The sequence below is a fragment of the Kribbella qitaiheensis genome (assembly GCF_014217565.1).
Lineage (GTDB): Bacteria > Actinomycetota > Actinomycetes > Propionibacteriales > Kribbellaceae > Kribbella > Kribbella qitaiheensis_A.
On sequence record NZ_CP043661.1, the window covers coordinates 6,046,362 to 6,062,047 of the forward strand.

The 15,686-nt window shown below is 67.7% G+C and carries 14 protein-coding genes and 1 pseudogene; 10 read left to right on the forward strand and 5 right to left on the reverse strand.

The window, feature by feature from the left end; all coding sequences use genetic code 11:
- Nucleotides 1-70 precede the first annotated feature (70 nt).
- Nucleotides 71-718: a transcriptional regulator gene (locus F1D05_RS28805; protein ID WP_246486059.1), complete on the reverse strand. Its 648-nt coding sequence runs from the start codon at nt 716-718 to the stop codon at nt 71-73.
- A 312-nt stretch (nt 719-1,030) separates the two neighbouring features.
- Between F1D05_RS28805 and F1D05_RS28810 the strand changes: the two genes are divergently transcribed.
- Together F1D05_RS28810 and F1D05_RS28815 are read left to right on the forward strand one after the other, a co-directional pair.
- Nucleotides 1,031-1,756: an SDR family oxidoreductase gene (locus F1D05_RS28810; RefSeq protein WP_185443563.1), complete on the forward strand. Its 726-nt coding sequence runs from the start codon at nt 1,031-1,033 to the stop codon at nt 1,754-1,756.
- Between the two features lie 52 nt (nt 1,757-1,808).
- Nucleotides 1,809-3,044 (forward strand): MFS transporter, encoded by a 1,236-nt coding sequence (locus F1D05_RS28815; protein WP_185443564.1) that lies wholly within the window; start codon nt 1,809-1,811, stop codon nt 3,042-3,044.
- Between the two features lie 30 nt (nt 3,045-3,074).
- On the opposite strand, the gene F1D05_RS28820 is transcribed toward F1D05_RS28815, so the two are convergent.
- The gene (locus F1D05_RS28820; protein ID WP_246486060.1) at nt 3,075-3,809 is read right to left on the reverse strand and encodes a hypothetical protein; all 735 of its coding nucleotides are present in this window, start codon (nt 3,807-3,809) and stop codon (nt 3,075-3,077) included.
- A gap of 55 nt (nt 3,810-3,864) precedes the next feature.
- Here F1D05_RS28820 and F1D05_RS28825 point away from each other — a divergent pair, with 55 nt between their 5' ends.
- Nucleotides 3,865-4,509: an IclR family transcriptional regulator gene (locus F1D05_RS28825; protein ID WP_012919439.1), complete on the forward strand. Its 645-nt coding sequence runs from the start codon at nt 3,865-3,867 to the stop codon at nt 4,507-4,509.
- Between the two features lie 88 nt (nt 4,510-4,597).
- Here the strand turns inward: F1D05_RS28825 and F1D05_RS41115 are convergent, their stop codons facing one another.
- Nucleotides 4,598-4,810, reverse strand: a complete 213-nt coding sequence (locus F1D05_RS41115) for an Lrp/AsnC ligand binding domain-containing protein (protein WP_246486061.1) — start codon at nt 4,808-4,810, stop codon at nt 4,598-4,600.
- 184 nt (nt 4,811-4,994) lie between these two features.
- Nucleotides 4,995-5,204: pseudogene (locus F1D05_RS41120) on the reverse strand (hypothetical protein); the annotation flags it as partial.
- Nucleotides 5,205-5,244: 40 nt separating this feature from the next.
- On the opposite strand from F1D05_RS41120, the gene hppD reads away from it, so the two are divergent.
- From hppD to F1D05_RS28865, 7 genes are all read left to right on the forward strand, one after another.
- Nucleotides 5,245-6,447, forward strand: coding sequence for a 4-hydroxyphenylpyruvate dioxygenase (gene hppD, locus F1D05_RS28835; protein ID WP_185443566.1), 1,203 nt, complete (start codon nt 5,245-5,247; stop codon nt 6,445-6,447).
- 171 nt (nt 6,448-6,618) lie between these two features.
- Nucleotides 6,619-7,083, forward strand: a complete 465-nt coding sequence (locus tag F1D05_RS28840) for a hypothetical protein (protein ID WP_185443567.1) — start codon at nt 6,619-6,621, stop codon at nt 7,081-7,083.
- Nucleotides 7,084-7,126: 43 nt separating this feature from the next.
- Nucleotides 7,127-8,512, forward strand: coding sequence for an FAD-binding oxidoreductase (locus tag F1D05_RS28845; RefSeq protein ID WP_185443568.1), 1,386 nt, complete (start codon nt 7,127-7,129; stop codon nt 8,510-8,512).
- Nucleotides 8,513-8,645: 133 nt separating this feature from the next.
- Nucleotides 8,646-9,251, forward strand: a complete 606-nt coding sequence (locus tag F1D05_RS28850; RefSeq protein ID WP_185443569.1) for a hypothetical protein — start codon at nt 8,646-8,648, stop codon at nt 9,249-9,251.
- 6 nt (nt 9,252-9,257) lie between these two features.
- A complete protein-coding gene (gene cseB / locus F1D05_RS28855; RefSeq protein ID WP_281388780.1) occupies nt 9,258-9,956 on the forward strand; it encodes a two-component system response regulator CseB in 699 nt (232 codons plus the stop codon).
- A 1-nt stretch (nt 9,957) separates the two neighbouring features.
- The gene (locus F1D05_RS28860; protein ID WP_185443570.1) at nt 9,958-11,202 is read left to right on the forward strand and encodes a HAMP domain-containing sensor histidine kinase; all 1,245 of its coding nucleotides are present in this window, start codon (nt 9,958-9,960) and stop codon (nt 11,200-11,202) included.
- 129 nt (nt 11,203-11,331) lie between these two features.
- Nucleotides 11,332-11,757, forward strand: a complete 426-nt coding sequence (locus F1D05_RS28865) for a hypothetical protein (protein ID WP_185443571.1) — start codon at nt 11,332-11,334, stop codon at nt 11,755-11,757.
- Between the two features lie 124 nt (nt 11,758-11,881).
- On the opposite strand, the gene F1D05_RS28870 is transcribed toward F1D05_RS28865, so the two are convergent.
- Complete coding sequence (locus tag F1D05_RS28870) at nt 11,882-15,679, reverse strand: endo-alpha-N-acetylgalactosaminidase family protein (RefSeq protein WP_246486062.1); 3,798 nt, start codon at nt 15,677-15,679, stop codon at nt 11,882-11,884.
- Nucleotides 15,680-15,686: the final 7 nt, after the last annotated feature.

A 15,686-nucleotide genomic window follows, 5' to 3' on the forward strand; every position in this document is an offset into this window, starting at 1 on the left:
AACTTACGCATCAATGATCGCCTCTCGTCAGAAACTAACGGTCAAACGTTCGCTTGACGAGAGAGAATTGTCAACCGTGAGGCGAAGTCAGCGACTGGGTGCCGATGACGTCGAGGAGGCGGAGGGCCTGGTCGGAAGGGGAGTCCGGCTCGGCGGTGTAGAGGATGACGCGTTGGTCGCGTTCGGGGATCACGAGGATCTCGCAGAGAACGTCGATCCTGCCGACGACCGGGTGGTTGATGGTCTGGCAGAGCCGTTGCTGGACTCCGACCTCGTGCAGCTTCCAGATGGCAGCGAACTCGTCACTCCCGGCCTGGAGGTCGCGGACCAGCGCAGCGATCGACTTGTCCTCGGGGTACTTCCCGGTCGCCGCGCGAAGATCAGCGGCCGCCTCCCGCGCGAACGCCTTGGTATCCGACTCGCCGAAGAGCTCCGCCGTACCGGTCAGGAATCGCAGCCGCAGCAGGTTCCGCTCGCGAGGTTGGAGCGCGCTGAAGTCGGTGATGAGTGCCGCCGCCAGCGGGTTCCACGCGAGTACGTCGTACTTCGCGTCCAGCACGAGTCCGGGGACGTCGAGGCGCGCCAGCATCCGCAGTACGCCGATTCGTACGTCGGCGGGCGGCCCCGGCGGCGGACCGGGCTGCTCGCCGGCCAACCGGAACAGGTGGTCGCGCTCGTCGTCGGACAACCGCAGCGCCCGGGCGAGCCCGGTCAGCACCGGGCCGGGACGGTCTCGGACCGCGTGCTTGCTCGAGCCGCGTGTAGTAGTCGGTCGACATCGTCGCCAGGCTCGCGACCTCCTCCCGGCGCAACCCCGGCGTACGGCGGCGCAGCCCGGCCGGCAGCCCAACGTCCTCCGGGCGCAATCGCTCCCGCCGGATCCGCAGGAACTCCGCCAGCTCACCTTTGTCCACACCAACACCTTCCCAAAGCACCAGGATCGCAGCAGGCCCGGACCGCAACCAGGGACTCCCGATCCCAGGCTCAGCCCGCTCTGCCCGGGATCGCCAAGGCATCGCACCGTGGAGGCATGAACAAGAAGATCGCGCTCGTCACGGGCGCCACCAAGGGAATCGGCCGCCAGATCGTCCAGCAGTTGGGCGAGCTCGGCTTCACCGTCCTGGTCGGGTCGCGGGATCTCGCCCGCGGCCAGGCCACCGCCAAGGAGCTCAAAGCCGACGGCCTCGACGCCGAGGCGATCCAGCTCGAGGTCACCGACGAAAGCTCGATCCGAACGGCGGCCAAAAGCATCGAGCAGGCTCACGGGCGCCTCGACGTACTGGTGAACAACGCCGCAATCATCGCCGAGGGCGACACCGCGGCATCGGAGATCGCAGCCGACGTACTGCGAAAGGGCTACGAGACGAACGTGGTCGGCCTGGTCGCGGTCACCCAGGCGATGCTGCCGCTGCTCCGGCAGGCCGACAGCGCCCGGATCGTGAACCTGTCGACAGGACTCTCCTCACTGACCATGGTCGGCGACCCCGAAGATCGCGCCTCGACCGTGAAGATGGCCGGCTACAACTCGTCGAAGATCGCCGTCAACATGGTGACCGTGATGCTCGCCAACGAACTCCGCGGCACCGGCATCCTGGTCAACGCCGCCGACCCGGGCAAGTGCGCTACCGAGATGGGCGGCCTCGACACCCCGCGTACGCCGGCCGAGGGCGCAGCCGTCGCCGTACGCCTCGCCACCCTCGCCGCCGACGGCCCAACCGGCCAACTCCACGCCGAATCCGGCCGCCTCCCCTGGTAGCAGTCCGGCCGCCCGCCCTGCCGGTTGGTGCTGTGACATAGGTTTGTGGGCTGTGGCTCGCCTGTTGACCGATATTCGCCCCCTGCGGGAGTCGGCGGATTTTCGGCGGCTGTGGATCGGCTCGACTGTTTCGCAGCTCGGGCAGCAGATGACCGCGGTGACTGTGTCGATCCAGGTGTACGCGCTGACGCACTCGACGTTCGCGGTCGGCCTCGTCGGGCTCTGCTCGCTGGTCCCGCTGATCGTGTTCGGCCTGTACGGCGGTGCGATGGCCGACGCCATCGACCGCCGTACGCTCGCTCTCGTCTCGTCCACCGGCCTTTGGCTGCTCTCGATGCTGCTGGTGGCGCAGTCCGAGCTGCACTGGAACCAGGTCGGAGTCCTGTACGGCGTGGTCGCGGCGCAATCGGCCTGCTTCGCCGTGAACAACCCGGCCAGATCCGCGATCATCCCGCGCTTGATCCGGCCCGAGTTGCTACCGGCGGCGAACACCCTGAGCCAGGCAGCCTTCAACCTGGGCTTTACGGCCGGCCCTTTGCTTGGCGCTGTCGTGATCGCCTGGCAGGGGTTCGGCGCTGCCTACCTAGTGGACGTCATCACCTTCACCGCGGCCCTCTACGCACTGTTCCGGCTACCTCCGGTCCCACCGACCGGCCTGGTACGACGTGCCGGCCTGCGATCCGTGCTGGAAGGATTCACCTTCCTCAGGACGGCTCCGGCCCTCCTGGCCACGTTCCTGGCCGACATCCTCGCCATGGTGTTCGCCCAGCCCCGGGCCCTCTTCCCAGCCGTGGCCGGCTCGTTCTTCGCGGGCGGAGTACGGACTGTGGGTGTGCTGCAGGCGGCACCGGCTCTGGGCGCGCTGGTGGGAGTGCTGTTCTCGGGCTGGGTCAGCCGGCTCCGGCGTCAGGGGGTGGCGATCGTGGCGGCGATCACCGTGTACGCCGCGGCGGTCGGCCTGTTCGGGTTGTCCCGGACGATCTGGCTCGGCGTGGCCCTGCTCGCGATGTCGGGTGCTGCGGACATGGTCAGTTCGGCGTACCGGAACACGGTCCTTCAATCGGCGGCCCCGGACGCGATGCGCGGGCGGTTGCAGGGCGTGTTCATCGTGGTGGTCGCGGGCGGGCCGAGACTCGGGGACTTCGTCGCCGGTACGACGGCGTCGCTCACCACCCCCACGATCGCGCTGCTGGCCGGCGCGGCGGTCTGCATCACCGGGCTCTTCGTCCTGCTCGCCTGGAACAAGCCGTTCCGCGCCTACGACTCCGAGGTCAGAGCGCTCCGCTGAGCCAGTTCCCCGCTGAGCAAGTTCCCCGTGCTAGCCGCCGGTGGCGAGCTTCCCCAGCACGGACCACCAGGAGTCCATGTCCGGGTTGATCTCCTTCATCGGCTTACCGTCCACGGTGACGATCTCGCGGTCGCCGAGCGGCTTCTTCAGCTCGATCGGCAGCAGCGAGATGTCGTTCCCGACCGGGCAGGGTTCCTTGGCGTCGTAGACGACGGTGATCCTGGTGTCCTCCTGCTTCACCTTCACGTCGCTCCCGCAGGTACCGAAGATGCCGACGAGGAAGTCCGTCTCGTCGTACGACGGGCTGTTCTGGATCCACTTCAGGTACTTCGGCTTGTGGCCGCGGACCAGCTGGTACGCCGCTACCGGCTGCTGGACCTTCTCGATCACCTCGCCGGACCCGTCGCCGATGAAGTTGCCGTAGATCATGTTGATGCACGGGTCGGCGGTCTGGGACTTGTCGTCGGACGCGCCCCAGGCCTTGGCGGCGATGTAGCAGCCGTTCGCCTCCCGGTTCAGCGACACGTTGAACCCGACCAGGGCGAGCGCGCCGAGCACCAGGGCGCCCGCGAGCATCCGGCGCGAGTAGACCTGCTTCGGCCCCAGCTGGACCGGCCCGACCGCCTCAGCGCCGTCCGGCTGCTGCTTGAACATGCCCAGGATATTGCTCGTCCACTGCGGATTCACCAGCGTCGGGACCGCGTAAATCGCGATCAGCACGACACAGACGGCGATGGCGGGAAGGAGCGACCAGTAATTTCGCACGGCAGCAAGATACGGGGCCATCGGGCCGCGACCGAAAAACGGTTACCCTTCGGATGTGCCTGCAGAGACGTCCCAGACGCTCGACAGAGGACTGACGGTTCTCGAGTTGCTCGCGGACGCCCCGGACGGGCTGTCGATCACCGAGCTGGCCGCCTCGCTCGGGGTCAGCCGGACCGTCGTCTACCGGCTGGTGAACACGCTCGAGCTGCACCGCCTGGTCAGGCGCGACAGCGAGGGCAGGGCCCGGCTCGGGCTGGCTGTGCTCCACTACAGCCGCCGGGTGCAGCCGACGCTGCGCGACGCGGCACTGCCGGTACTGCGATCGCTCGCCGAGGACACCGGCGCGACGGCCCATCTGACCGTGGCCGACGGTGACGAGGCCCTCGCGATCGCGGTGATCGAGCCGAGCTGGACCGATTTCCACGTGTCGTACCGGATGGGCTCACGCCACGCGCTCGACCAGGGCGCTGCGGGGAAGGCGATCCTGGCCGGCCGCCGCAAGCCCGATCCGGCCGGACGGCCGTTCGTCATCACCGCCGGTGAGCTCCAGGCAGGCGCACAAGGTGTGTCGTCCCCGGTACTCGGCGTGCCCGGCGTGGAGGCGTCCATCGGCGTCGTCGTCCTCGGCAAACTCGACCGCGACTTCGTGGGCCCGCGAGTAGCCCGCGCTGCCGTAGAAGTGGCCAAACGCCTCGCTTAGCTGCGCGCGAACCGCCAACACTCACCAAGCACTCCGCCGGAGCAAGATCCACGCTCGGCACGGCCGCCTCAGGCGGCTGAGGGGCGCGTTACTGACTGTTGGAAGTCCGGGACGTCGCGGCGTGGAGTAGCGGCAGCACTCGGTGGGGGATCTGCTCGGCGAGGGCGATCACCGTGGAGGCGCGCTGGATGCCGCGGACGATGACGACCTGGTCGATCACCCGCTGCAGGTCGGCGTTCGAGCGCGCCACGATCCTGCACCACAGGTCCTCGGCGCCGGTGATCGTGTGGACTTCCAGCACCTCGGGGATCTTCGCCAGCGCGGGCCGCCACCGTCGTATGACCTGAGCCCTGCTCGATCTGCAGCGTCGCGAAGGCCGTCACCGGATATCCGATCGCCGTCGTGTCCACATCCGGCCCCCAGCCGCGGACCACGCCGTCGCGTTGCAGCCGGTCCAGTCGCGCCTGGATCGTCCCGCGAGCGACACCGAGCCGCCGCGAGGCCTCCAGTACGCCGACCCGCGGCTCGGCCGCGAACAGATCGAGGATGCGGGCGTCCAGAGCATCGACAGCCGTCACAGTGGCTTCCTCCCAATCTGACCGAATAGTCCAACCGAACCCTGAGAATACTGCACAACCTGTCCAGTAAAATTTGGATGTGTTGCGCAACCTGTCCTCACCCAGCGAGGCTCCCATGCTAGTTCTTCTGAACGACGCGAATCCCTGGAGGAGACCGATGACCAGCACCGACCTCACCCCCGCAGAGCTCGACGCCGATCTCGACCTGGAGCAGCTGAAGCAGCTCGTCGGACTCGTGCCGTACGACGAGAGCACCGACCCGTTCCCGGTGACCGCGATGGATGCCGTCGTGTTCGTGGTCGGCAACGCCACCCAGACCGCGAAGTACTACCAGCTCGCCTTCGGGATGGACCTGGTCGCGTACTCCGGCCCGGAGAACGGCAACAAGGACAGCAAGGCCTTCGTCCTGAAGGCGGGATCCGCGCGGTTCGTCATCACCGGCGGCGTGCACCCGAACAGCCCGCTCAACGACCACCACCGCAAGCACGGTGACGGCGTCTCGGACATCGCGCTCGAGGTCCCGGACGTGGACAAGTGCATCAAGCACGCCCGCGAGCAGGGCGCCATCGTGCTGGAGGAGCCGCACGACGTCACCGACGAGCACGGCACGGTCCGCCGGGCCGCGATCGCGGCGTACGGGGACACCCGGCACTCCTTGATCGACCGCAGCCGGTACGACGGCCCGTACCTGCCCGGCTTCGTCGAGGCCGTGACGGCCGTGACCCGGCCGGAGGGCCACCCGAAGCGGCTGTTCCAGGCGGTCGACCATGTCGTCGGCAACGTGGAACTGGGCCTGATGGACGAGTGGGTCACCTTCTACAACAAGGTGATGGGCTTCGTGAACATGGCGGAGTTCATCGGCGACGACATCGCCACCGACTACTCCGCGCTGATGAGCAAGGTGGTGGCCAACGGCAACCACCGGGTGAAGTTCCCGCTGAACGAGCCGGCCATCGCGAAGAAGAAGTCGCAAATTGACGAGTTCTTAGAGTTTTATGATGGCGCCGGCGCCCAGCACATCGCGCTCGCCACCAACGACATCCTGCGGACCGTCGACATCATGCGCGCCAACGGCGTGGACTTCCTGAACACGCCCGACTCGTACTACGAGGACCCGGAGTTGCGGGAGCGGATCGGCAACGTGCGGGTGCCGATCGAGGAGCTGCAGTCGCGCAAGATCCTGGTCGACCGCGACGAGGACGGCTACCTGCTGCAGATCTTCACCAAGCCGGTCGGCGACCGGCCGACGGTGTTCTACGAACTGATCGAGCGGCACGGCTCGCTCGGCTTCGGAAAGGGCAACTTCAAGGCGCTGTTCGAGGCGATCGAGCGCGAGCAGGAGCGCCGCGGCAACCTCTGAGACCCTCGGTGTCGGCCCGCCTCGCGGTGGCGGGCCGGCGCCGTGTTGGCGACACGCCGTGACTTGGCGAACCTTGCGTCCGATTACCGGATTGACTGTCGGGTCAGGGTCGGTTGGACTACTGTGCCTGATGGGTACACGTCGGGGCGTGCGCCCAGGAAGGGTTTTCCGATGAAGACACTGGGCATTCTGCTCAGCACCGCGGGCTTGGCCGGAGCGGGCGCTATCGCTCTGGCCCAACCAGCACAGGCGGTCGAACTCGCCAACTGCACCGGTGCCAGATCCATCTCGTCAGCGCAGATTTATCGCGACCACAAACCACCGGGCTGGGGCGACGTCAGGCTCATGCGTGACGACTGCTCGCAGTACTGGGCCGAGGTCACCATGGACTCCACCGTGCCGGCGCATGCGCTGACCAGCGGATACCTGGTGCAGTACGGCGGCTCCAACAACGGCCGTTCGCTGTCCTGTGACGACCAGAACACCGCTGTCACGCCCGGTAAACGCACCTGCCGGACGCCGAAGGTGAGATCGCTGGACACCAGCACCACCTTCGTCGCCATCGCGCGGGAGTTCCACGACTACGGCGGCGGCTACGAACAGATCTCCGAGAACAGGACCGCGCGGACCCGCTGACTCCTCCTGACGGAGGCCGATCACACCATTAGGCTCACCAGGTATGAGTGAGGTTGTCGAGCGGCTGAAGAAGGCGCTGCCGCCGGAGGCGCTTGTCACCGATCCGGACCGGATCCAGAGCTACCGGTACGACCGGGCGATGTTCTGTCCGGCCGGAGAACCGGTGGCGGTCGTGCTGGCGCGGGAGACGGCGCACGTCCAGGCGGCGGTCCGGATCGCCGCGGAGGCCGGCGTGCCCGTAGTGCCGCAGGGCGCGCGGTCCGGCCTGTCCGGCGCCGCGAACGCCGTGGACGGCTGCATCGTGGTGTCGCTGGAGAAGATGGACCGGATCCTGGCCATCGAGCCGGTCGACCGGTACGTCGTGACGCAGCCCGGCGTGTTCAACGCGGTGCTGTCGCGCGCGGTCGCCGAGCAGGGTTTGTTCTACCCGCCGGATCCGTCCAGCTGGGAGTTCTGCTCGATCGGCGGCAACCTGTCCACGAACTCGGGCGGCCTGTGCTGCGTGAAGTACGGCGTGACCACCGACTACGTGCTCGGCCTCGAGGTCGTGCTCGCGGACGGCCGGGTACTGCGGACCGGCCGGAAGACGGTCAAGGGCGTCGCCGGGTACGACCTGACCAAGCTGATCGTGGGCAGCGAGGGGACGCTCGGCATCATCACCGAGGCGACCCTGGCGCTGCGCCCGGAGGCTGCCCGGCCACGGACCATGGCGGCGCTGTTCGACACCGGCGTGGCCGCCGGTGAGGCGATCGTCGAGATCATCCGCAGTGGCGTCTCGCTGAGCCTGCTGGAGATCATGGACCGGACCACGATCAAGGCCGTGAACGACTACAAGCGGATGGACCTGCCGACCGAGGCGGCCGCGATGCTGATCGCCCAGTCGGACGCCGGTGGCGAGGCCGGCGCGGCGGACGTCGCGATGGTGGCGAAGCTGTGCCGCCAGTACGGCGCGATCGAGTGCATCGAGGCCGACGATCCCGCCGAGGGCGAGTTGCTGCTGGAGGCTCGCCGGGCGGCGCTGGTCGCGCTGGAGCACCTCGGGACGACCATGATCGACGACGTCTGCGTGCCGCGATCCAGGCTGGCCGACTTCATCGCGGCGGTCGAGGGGATCGCCGCCGAGGTCGACATCACTGTCGGCGTACTGGGGCACGCGGGCGACGGGAACATGCACCCGACCGTGGTCTTCGACGCGACCGACCCCGAGCAGGCCCGCCGGGCCCAGGTGGCTTTCGACCGGATCATGGAGGTCGGCCTTGAACTCGGTGGCACCATCACCGGGGAACACGGCATCGGCGTACTCAAGCGGGACTGGCTGGCCCAGGAGATCGGCCCGGTCGCCCTCGACGTCCACCGCGCGATCAAGGCCGCTTTGGACCCGGAAAACCTCCTGAATCCGGGCAAAGTCATGGCGTTGGGAAACCTGTGACTCAACCGAAACGGAACTGCCGGGGCCATACGACGTCGGTGGCCGTCGAATGTGACGTCCTGGCCGCACTATGGAAGGCAGTTGACTGAAACCGCCCGGGGGATTCTGGATGAGGCACGGCAGGAGGCGAACCATGCGAGCAAGGCAGTTGCTGCCTGCTGCCGTGGTGCTGTTCGCTCTGCTGACCTTCACCGGCTGCGCGAACGGCAGCGGCCTACGCGTCGAGGGGGCCGAGCCGGCCGGTACGACGACCACTCCGGCCACGGCCTCGACCGAGGGCACTCAGGGGTTCGGCAAGACGGACCGGACACCGGCGAAGGTGACCGTGAGCCTGACCCAGGTCCGGCAGACGCTGCTCGCCGACAAGAGCTTGGACACCTACTCCCGTACGGTGCTGAGCAAGTGCCTCGTGATCGAGCGCTGCCTGAGCCGTGGCGCGACCGTGAACGTGTTGCACAGCGCCCAGCCGCAGCTCGTGGTGCTGATCCACACGATCGAGGGTTTCACCTTCGGCGCTTTCCTGATCGCCGTCGAACCGGCCGGACCACGCCGGGTTTGGAGTTTGAAGGCCGATCAGTTGAAGATCAATGCCAGCCCGCAAGGTGACCTGGTGGTCGAGTCGGAAATGTTCGGCCCCGAGGACAAAGCGTGCTGCCCGTCTGTAACTCGGGTCGAGGTCTACCGTTGGAATGGTCGACAGATGATCAAGGTGAGTTCGCAGGACCAAAAGGGAGACTGAGTTTCGGTGGTACCGGAAGAACCGGCAGCGCGCATCCTGATGGTCGAGGACGACGCGGTGATCCGTGAGGCAACCCAGTTGACCCTTGAGCGGCACGGGTACGACGTCACAACGGCCGAGGACGGGCTGGAGGCGATCGAGAGTTTCGAGAAGATCCACCCGGACGCGGTGATGCTGGACATCATGCTGCCCGGGCTGGACGGGATCTCGGTGTGCCGCCGGATCCGCGAGACCAGCACCGTGCCGATCGTGATGGTGTCCGCGCGCGGCGACGCGCTGGACGTCGTACTGGGCCTGGAGGCGGGGGCCGACGACTACGTCACCAAGCCCTTCGACACCCAGGTCCTGGTCGCCCGGCTGCGAGCCGTACTGCGGCGCGCGGTGGCCGACCCCGATCGGCCGGCTCCGTCGACCGGAGCGACCGTCGAGTCGTTCGGCGACCTGGAGCTGGACCGGGAGGCACTGGAGGTGCGGCGGGGCGGCAGTACGGTGCAGCTGACCCCGACCGAGCTGAAGCTGCTGATCGAGTTCGCGAACAACCCGGGCGTGGTGCTGAGCAGGTCCACCCTGCTCCAGCGCGTCTGGGACTACGAGTGGGGTGGCGACGGCCGGCTGGTCGACGTCCACCTGCAGCGGCTGCGGACCAAGATCGGAGCCGACCGGATCGAGACCGTCCGCGGGTTCGGATACAAGCTCAGGGCATGAAGTGGGGCTGCGCAGCAAGCTCGGCCTGATCTTTCTGCTGGTTTCCTCGCTCGCGATCCTGGTGCTCTGCGTGGCGGTCTACACGCAGGCCCAGTCATCGCGGCTGGACCGGACGCGGAGCTTCGCGGACGAACGGATCCAGTTGGCGGCGGAGAGCTACGACCGCAACGACGTACCGCTGTTCGGATCCCGGCTGGACGATCCCGACCTGCCGCCGCAACTGCGGGACGCCGTCAAGAGCGGTAAGCGGGCCACCTTCAAGACCGGTTCGCCGAACGCGAAGATGTGGGCCGCGGTCTCGGTCAAGGACGGCCGGATCCTGTCGATCGTGCAGGACTACGACGTCAACGACGCGTCCATGAACGCGCTGCGCCGTGCCCTGATCCTGGGTGGCATCGGCACGGTCGCATTGGTCGCCCTGGCCAGCGTGGTGCTGGCCGGCAGCCTGTCCCGCCGGATCGTCGCAGTAGCCGTTACGGCGCGTCGCATCGCCGCCGGTGACCTCGACGCGTCGGCGGCCGGTGCGGCGGGCAAAGGCAAGGACGAGGTGCAGTCGCTGGCCCTGGCGCTCGACACGATGGCCAGTTCGTTGCGCGGCCAACTGGAGGCCGAGCGCAGGTTCACCGCCGACGTCGCCCACGACCTCAGGACGCCCGTCACGGGCCTCCTGACGGCCGCCGAGCTGTTGCCCGCGGGACGTCCCAGCGAATTGGTCCGCGACCGCGCGAAAGTGCTGCGGCGCCTGGTCGAGGACCTGCTGGAGATCGCCCGGTTCGACTCCGGTGTCGAGCAGGCTGACCTCGAGAATGTCGGGCTCGGTGCGTTCGTCGGATCGGCGGTCGGCCGGTTGCGGATGCAGCAGTCGCTGGCTCCGGACAGCGTCGTGGTGCATCAGGTCGGCCCGGAGGAGACCGTGTCGACAGATTCGCGCCGGATCGAGCGGATCCTGGCCAACCTGATCGTCAACGGTCTGCGGCACGGGAAGCCGCCGATCGAGGTGACCGTGAACGGCCGGGTGATCGAGGTGGTCGACCACGGCAACGGGTATCCGGAGGAATTGATTGCCGAGGGCCCCCGTCGGTTCCGGTCCGGGATGGCCGAGCGCGGCGTCGGCCACGGCCTCGGGCTCACCATCGCCGCGGGTCACGCGAAGGTGCTCGGCGCCGAGCTCACCTTCGGGTCTGCCCTATCGGGTGGAGCCCTTGCCAGGTTGGTGCTTCCGGCAACACCTGAGACGGACCTGTAACACAACTTCTGACCGAGTGCCGGCGTCTCTTCGTACGTCGGGTTCACCAGAACCCTTACCAGATGTCCTTCTCCGGACCTCCGCGCGTTAGCTCCGGCGAAGGACATTACGAGGGGAAACCAAAGGATCATGCGTACTCAATTTGTTCGTCGTACTGCCGCTGTCGTCGCGGGTGTCGCTCTGGCCGCCGGCGCGATCGGTGTCGCCGGGGCCCTGCAGGCCAGCGCCACGCCGGACACCACCCGGATCACCTCGGTCGGCGCCGGTGCGGTCGCCGCGGCTCCGACGATCAGCATCAAGTCCGACCACACCACCGCGAAGGCGTGGTCGAAGGTCGCGCTGACCGGCAAGACCACCGGCCTCGCGAAGAACACCACCGTCCAGGTGCAGCGGCTGGAGAGTGGCAAGTGGGTCAACTTCCCGGCCACCACCAAGGTGACGTCGGCCTCGACCTACTCGGTCTGGGTGAAGAGCGGCCGGGTCGGCGTGAACAAGTTCCGCGTCGTCGCGGGCAAGGCCGCCAGCGCGGCCGTCGCGGTCACCATCACCAAGTGAACCATCGGTGTGCGGGTGGATTTGATTCCATCCTGCACACTGGTAGCAGGCCGGCGGCGCCACTCCCGGGGCGGGGGGTGGCGCCGCTGCTTTTCTCAGGGCCAGTCTGTCCTCGGGGTCAGGGTCAGTGCGTCCCGTAGACGTTCAGCTCGGCCGCCGAGCCGAAGACGGCCCCGTTCAGCGAGCTGGTGCCGACGAACTTCACGTACCGGCCCGCCTTCGCGGTGAAGTCGACCCGCTGGGTGTCCCGCGAGTTCGGGAACTCACCGGCCTTCACCGGTGCACCCCAGGTCTGCCCGTCGGTGCTGACGTAGATCTCGTACCCCTTGAACATCCCGTTCGTACCGCTCTGCCGGGGCAGGTAGCTGAAGCCGTCCACCTGGTACGTCGTCCCGAGATCCAGCGTGATGTGGTGCGGATAGGTAGCCGGGGTCGGCACCTCGGACCAGGCCGTGTGCCACAGCGTGCTCGGGTCTCCGTCCAGCGCACCGACGGCCGCGCCACCCGTGCCCACATCCTCGCTGCTGACGTCGGTCACCTTGATCCGCGATTGCGGCACGATGCCCGGCGGTAGCACTGTGGCCTCCGCCGAAGTGGTCGCAGTACCACCCGTTGCCGTGAGCCCGTATTTCCCGGCCGGTGTCCCGGCGGGCGGAGTCACCGACCAGGAGGTGGTCACGCCGGCACCGGCTGCGACGGTGTCGTGGGTCGCGGGCGTCGCCGCCTCGACGGTCCATCCGGCCGGCGCCTGGAGCGCGAGGGTGATGTCGTTCACCGCGACCACGTCGTTGTTGGTGAACGTGGTGACGACGGTGTTCGCCTCACCCGAGACCATGCCGTTGAGGCCGGCGCCCGACAGGCTGAGCGTCGTACAGTCTGCTGGCTCGTCGGATTCGCCCAGGTCGGCGACGGCGAAGTTGTCGATCACGAAGTCCGCCTGGTCGCCGCCGGACGAGAGCTTGCGCAGACCGACCCAGTAGTCGCCGCCGCAGCCGGCCACGAACTCCTGCGAGAAGGCCGCCTTGGTCCGTTGCTCGCCGATCGGTGTGGAGTGCACGTCGACCGAGTCCGGTCGGTCGACGCCCTGCACCCAGGCGTAGTGCCCGGCCAGACCGCTCTCGTAGTCGAAACCGACCTTGTACTTGTGGCCCGGCTTGAAGTCGACGGTCCATGGCGCGGTCCGGTACACCAGACCCTCGTTCTCCTCGTGCGACTTCAGCGACCAGTCGCCGTCTAGCGCGTCGTCGACCAGCTTGCCGTTCCAGCCGGCCTGCGTGTACGGCGCGTGCTTGCGGGCCAGCACGGTTCGCGGGTCGGTCGTGCCACCGGCGTCGCCCTTCATGAACGGGCCCCAGCCCTGGTCGGTGTGCTCGAAGTCGTCCACCAGACCCGCGGCCGGCCGGGTCGTCTCGACTACTCGTACGTCGTCGAGCCGGACCCTCGCAGTACCGTCCGCCGCACTGATGCCCAGCGTCGCAGTGGTGCCCTTGGCCTCGAAAACGACCCGGGCCCGCTGGTAGTAGGCGTCGTGCTTGTCGTCGGACGCGACCTTGTTCTGGGCAGTCGACCTGGTCACGATGACCTTCGTGCCGTCGACACTCAAGGTGGTCGGCCGCGTCTTGCCGGGCTCGACCTCGATCCAGGCGGAGGCGCTGTAGGTACGCCCCTTGATGAGGCCTGTCAGCGTCTGCTGCAACGACGCTGGCTCCGGGCCGAAGGCGGCGACGTGCTGACCGTTGGCCAGGGTGTCGATCTTCGCGAAGCCGGTCGGCTTCCACGCGTTCAGGTCACCTGCGTTGAAGCCGGGATCCTTGACCAGGCTGCCCTCACCCCACTGAGCTACCGGCTGCTGCGGCGCCTTGTCGGGGTACAGGACGTACGGCTGGCCGGGCTCGGCGTCCAGCGTGACGACACCCTTCTTGACGGGTGCGGTGGTCACCTTGACCCGGCCGGTGTCGGTCAGTTTGTAGACGGTGAACTTGGTCGTCGCGGCCAATACGGCTGGTACGCGCCAAGCGGTCAGGCCGCCCTCGGGGTTGTAGTGGTACAGCTTCTTGTTGTTGTCCCAGGGCAGCAGGTACTTGTCGCCGTCGAGCACCTTGGCGGTACCGGCGTACAGGGTGCGCTTGCCGTTCTCGACCGTGCCGCGGACGCCGCCGGTGAAGGTGATGTCGTTCGGGTTCCAGTCGGTGATCTTCTGCTGCTGCAGGAACTTGGCCGGCAGGTTGCGCTGCCAGATTCCTGCGTAGAACTTGTTCCAGTCGGTCTCACCGGTCCAGCCCTCGAACTCGACGATGGAGGCCTGGCCGAGGATCGGGTCGGCGTTCCAGACGTCCTTCTCCTGGTTGCGGGCGAACCGGATGATCTGGCTGTTCAGGCCCTTGTTGGTCGGGCCGCCGTAGTCCAGGTCGTTGGCCCAGTGCGACCACAGCGAGGTGCGCTCGTGCCGGTCGGCCCACTCGGTCGCGATCTGCCAGCCCTGGTCGGCGAGCTGCCGGGTCAGGCCGTCGGCCAGCCAGCCGGACTGGTAGTACACGTCGATGTAGAGCTCCTGCAGGTTCTTGTCGGTCTCGTCCCGCAGTTGCTGGAAGCGCTTGATGATGTTGCCCGAGGCAAGATCCGGCCGCTGCTCGATGTAGTAGCTCTGGTTGAGCCAGTTCCAGCCTTTGGCGGTCTTGTCGACGAGGTCCTCGTTGAAGGCGTTCGCCTCCGGGTAGGACTCGGTCGCGTTCACGTGCACGCCGAACGCGGCGTTCCAGTCCTTGCCCGTCTTCAGCAGGGTGTTCAGGTCGGTCAGACCGCCGGCGCGGACGTTGTAGTTGCCGCCGTAGTCGGGATGCGCCGAGTCGTGACCTTCGGACCCGTATCCCTTCAGCACTGCCAGTTGACCGAGCCCGTCGGTGCTGAGCGAGATCCGCTTGACGTCGTCGAGGGTGCGCAGGAACGGGTGCGTGGCCTGGCTGGCGAAGTTGAACGGGATGTGGGTGACCACCCGGTCCTTGACCAGGTCGCCGCCCTTCGGCTCGACCATGATCGAGCGGAACGCGATCGCGCCGTCCTGCCAGTCGACCGTGTGGTCACCGTTCGCGTCCGGGGTGACGACAACCTTTGCCCAGGGCAACGGCTCCGTGTACGGCGAGGTGTCGGCGCGGTAGGTCCACTGGCCGCTCCAGACGCCGACCCGGCTGGCGCCGTCGGCAGCTTTCCGGGCCCGGTGCCAGAATCTCGCTCCGTCGTCCACGGACTGCCCGGACGGCTTGTCGTACGTCGAGTTCGACTCGATCCCGGCCGCCAGACCGCTCGTGTTCACGAACGCGTACGCCGCTCCGGTCGGCGCCGGCTCGGCTGCCGTCGCGGCGGTCACCGAGGTGATCTTGTCCGCCGTCCGGGTGGAGTCCGGATCCAGCGTGGTGAAGGCGGTGGTCGCACCCGGGTCGGCGCTGGCCACCGAGACCAGGTCGTGGTCCGGGATGTCGATCGTCTTCACCCGGCTCGCCTCGGTGTCCCGAACGGCGTCGATCTTGAACGTGGTGACCCGGCCCGCAAGGGCGAGGCTGGCATCCAGTTCGACCCCGGGCAGTGCGTCGAAGGCGAGTTTGTAGTCAGCCCGGCTGAGGTCGGCGCTGACAACCGGCGTCCGGGTGAGCTTGGCGGTCCGGGCTGTCCCGTTGATGGTGACGGTGGAGATCACCTCGGGCTGACCACCGAGGGCCTGCCCGGACGCGTTGTCGACGTACCGGACAACGCGGGGAAAGTCGCTGCCGACGGTGACGGTCAGGTTGCCGGACCTCAGTGAGAGCGTCGCCGGGACGGCTGTAGCGGCCGTCGGGGTGGTTTGTGAGGCGGTGGCTGACGGGGCCAGTAGCAGGCCGCCGGTCAGGGCGAGAGCGGCGGCAACGGCCGCCGGGCGGATCGGAATCACGAGCGCA

Excerpts from the sequence above, each read along its gene's own strand:
- F1D05_RS28810 (WP_185443563.1), top strand. The coding sequence starts at position 1,031 with ATGAACAAGAAGATCGCGCTCGTCACGGGCGCCACCAAGGGAATCGGC.
- hppD (WP_185443566.1), top strand. The coding sequence starts at position 5,245 with ATGACCAGCACCGACCTCACCCCCGCAGAGCTCGACGCCGATCTCGAC.
- F1D05_RS28840 (WP_185443567.1), top strand. The coding sequence starts at position 6,619 with ATGAAGACACTGGGCATTCTGCTCAGCACCGCGGGCTTGGCCGGAGCG.
- F1D05_RS28845 (WP_185443568.1), top strand. The coding sequence starts at position 7,127 with ATGAGTGAGGTTGTCGAGCGGCTGAAGAAGGCGCTGCCGCCGGAGGCG.
- F1D05_RS28850 (WP_185443569.1), top strand. The coding sequence starts at position 8,646 with ATGCGAGCAAGGCAGTTGCTGCCTGCTGCCGTGGTGCTGTTCGCTCTG.
- F1D05_RS28865 (WP_185443571.1), top strand. The coding sequence starts at position 11,332 with ATGCGTACTCAATTTGTTCGTCGTACTGCCGCTGTCGTCGCGGGTGTC.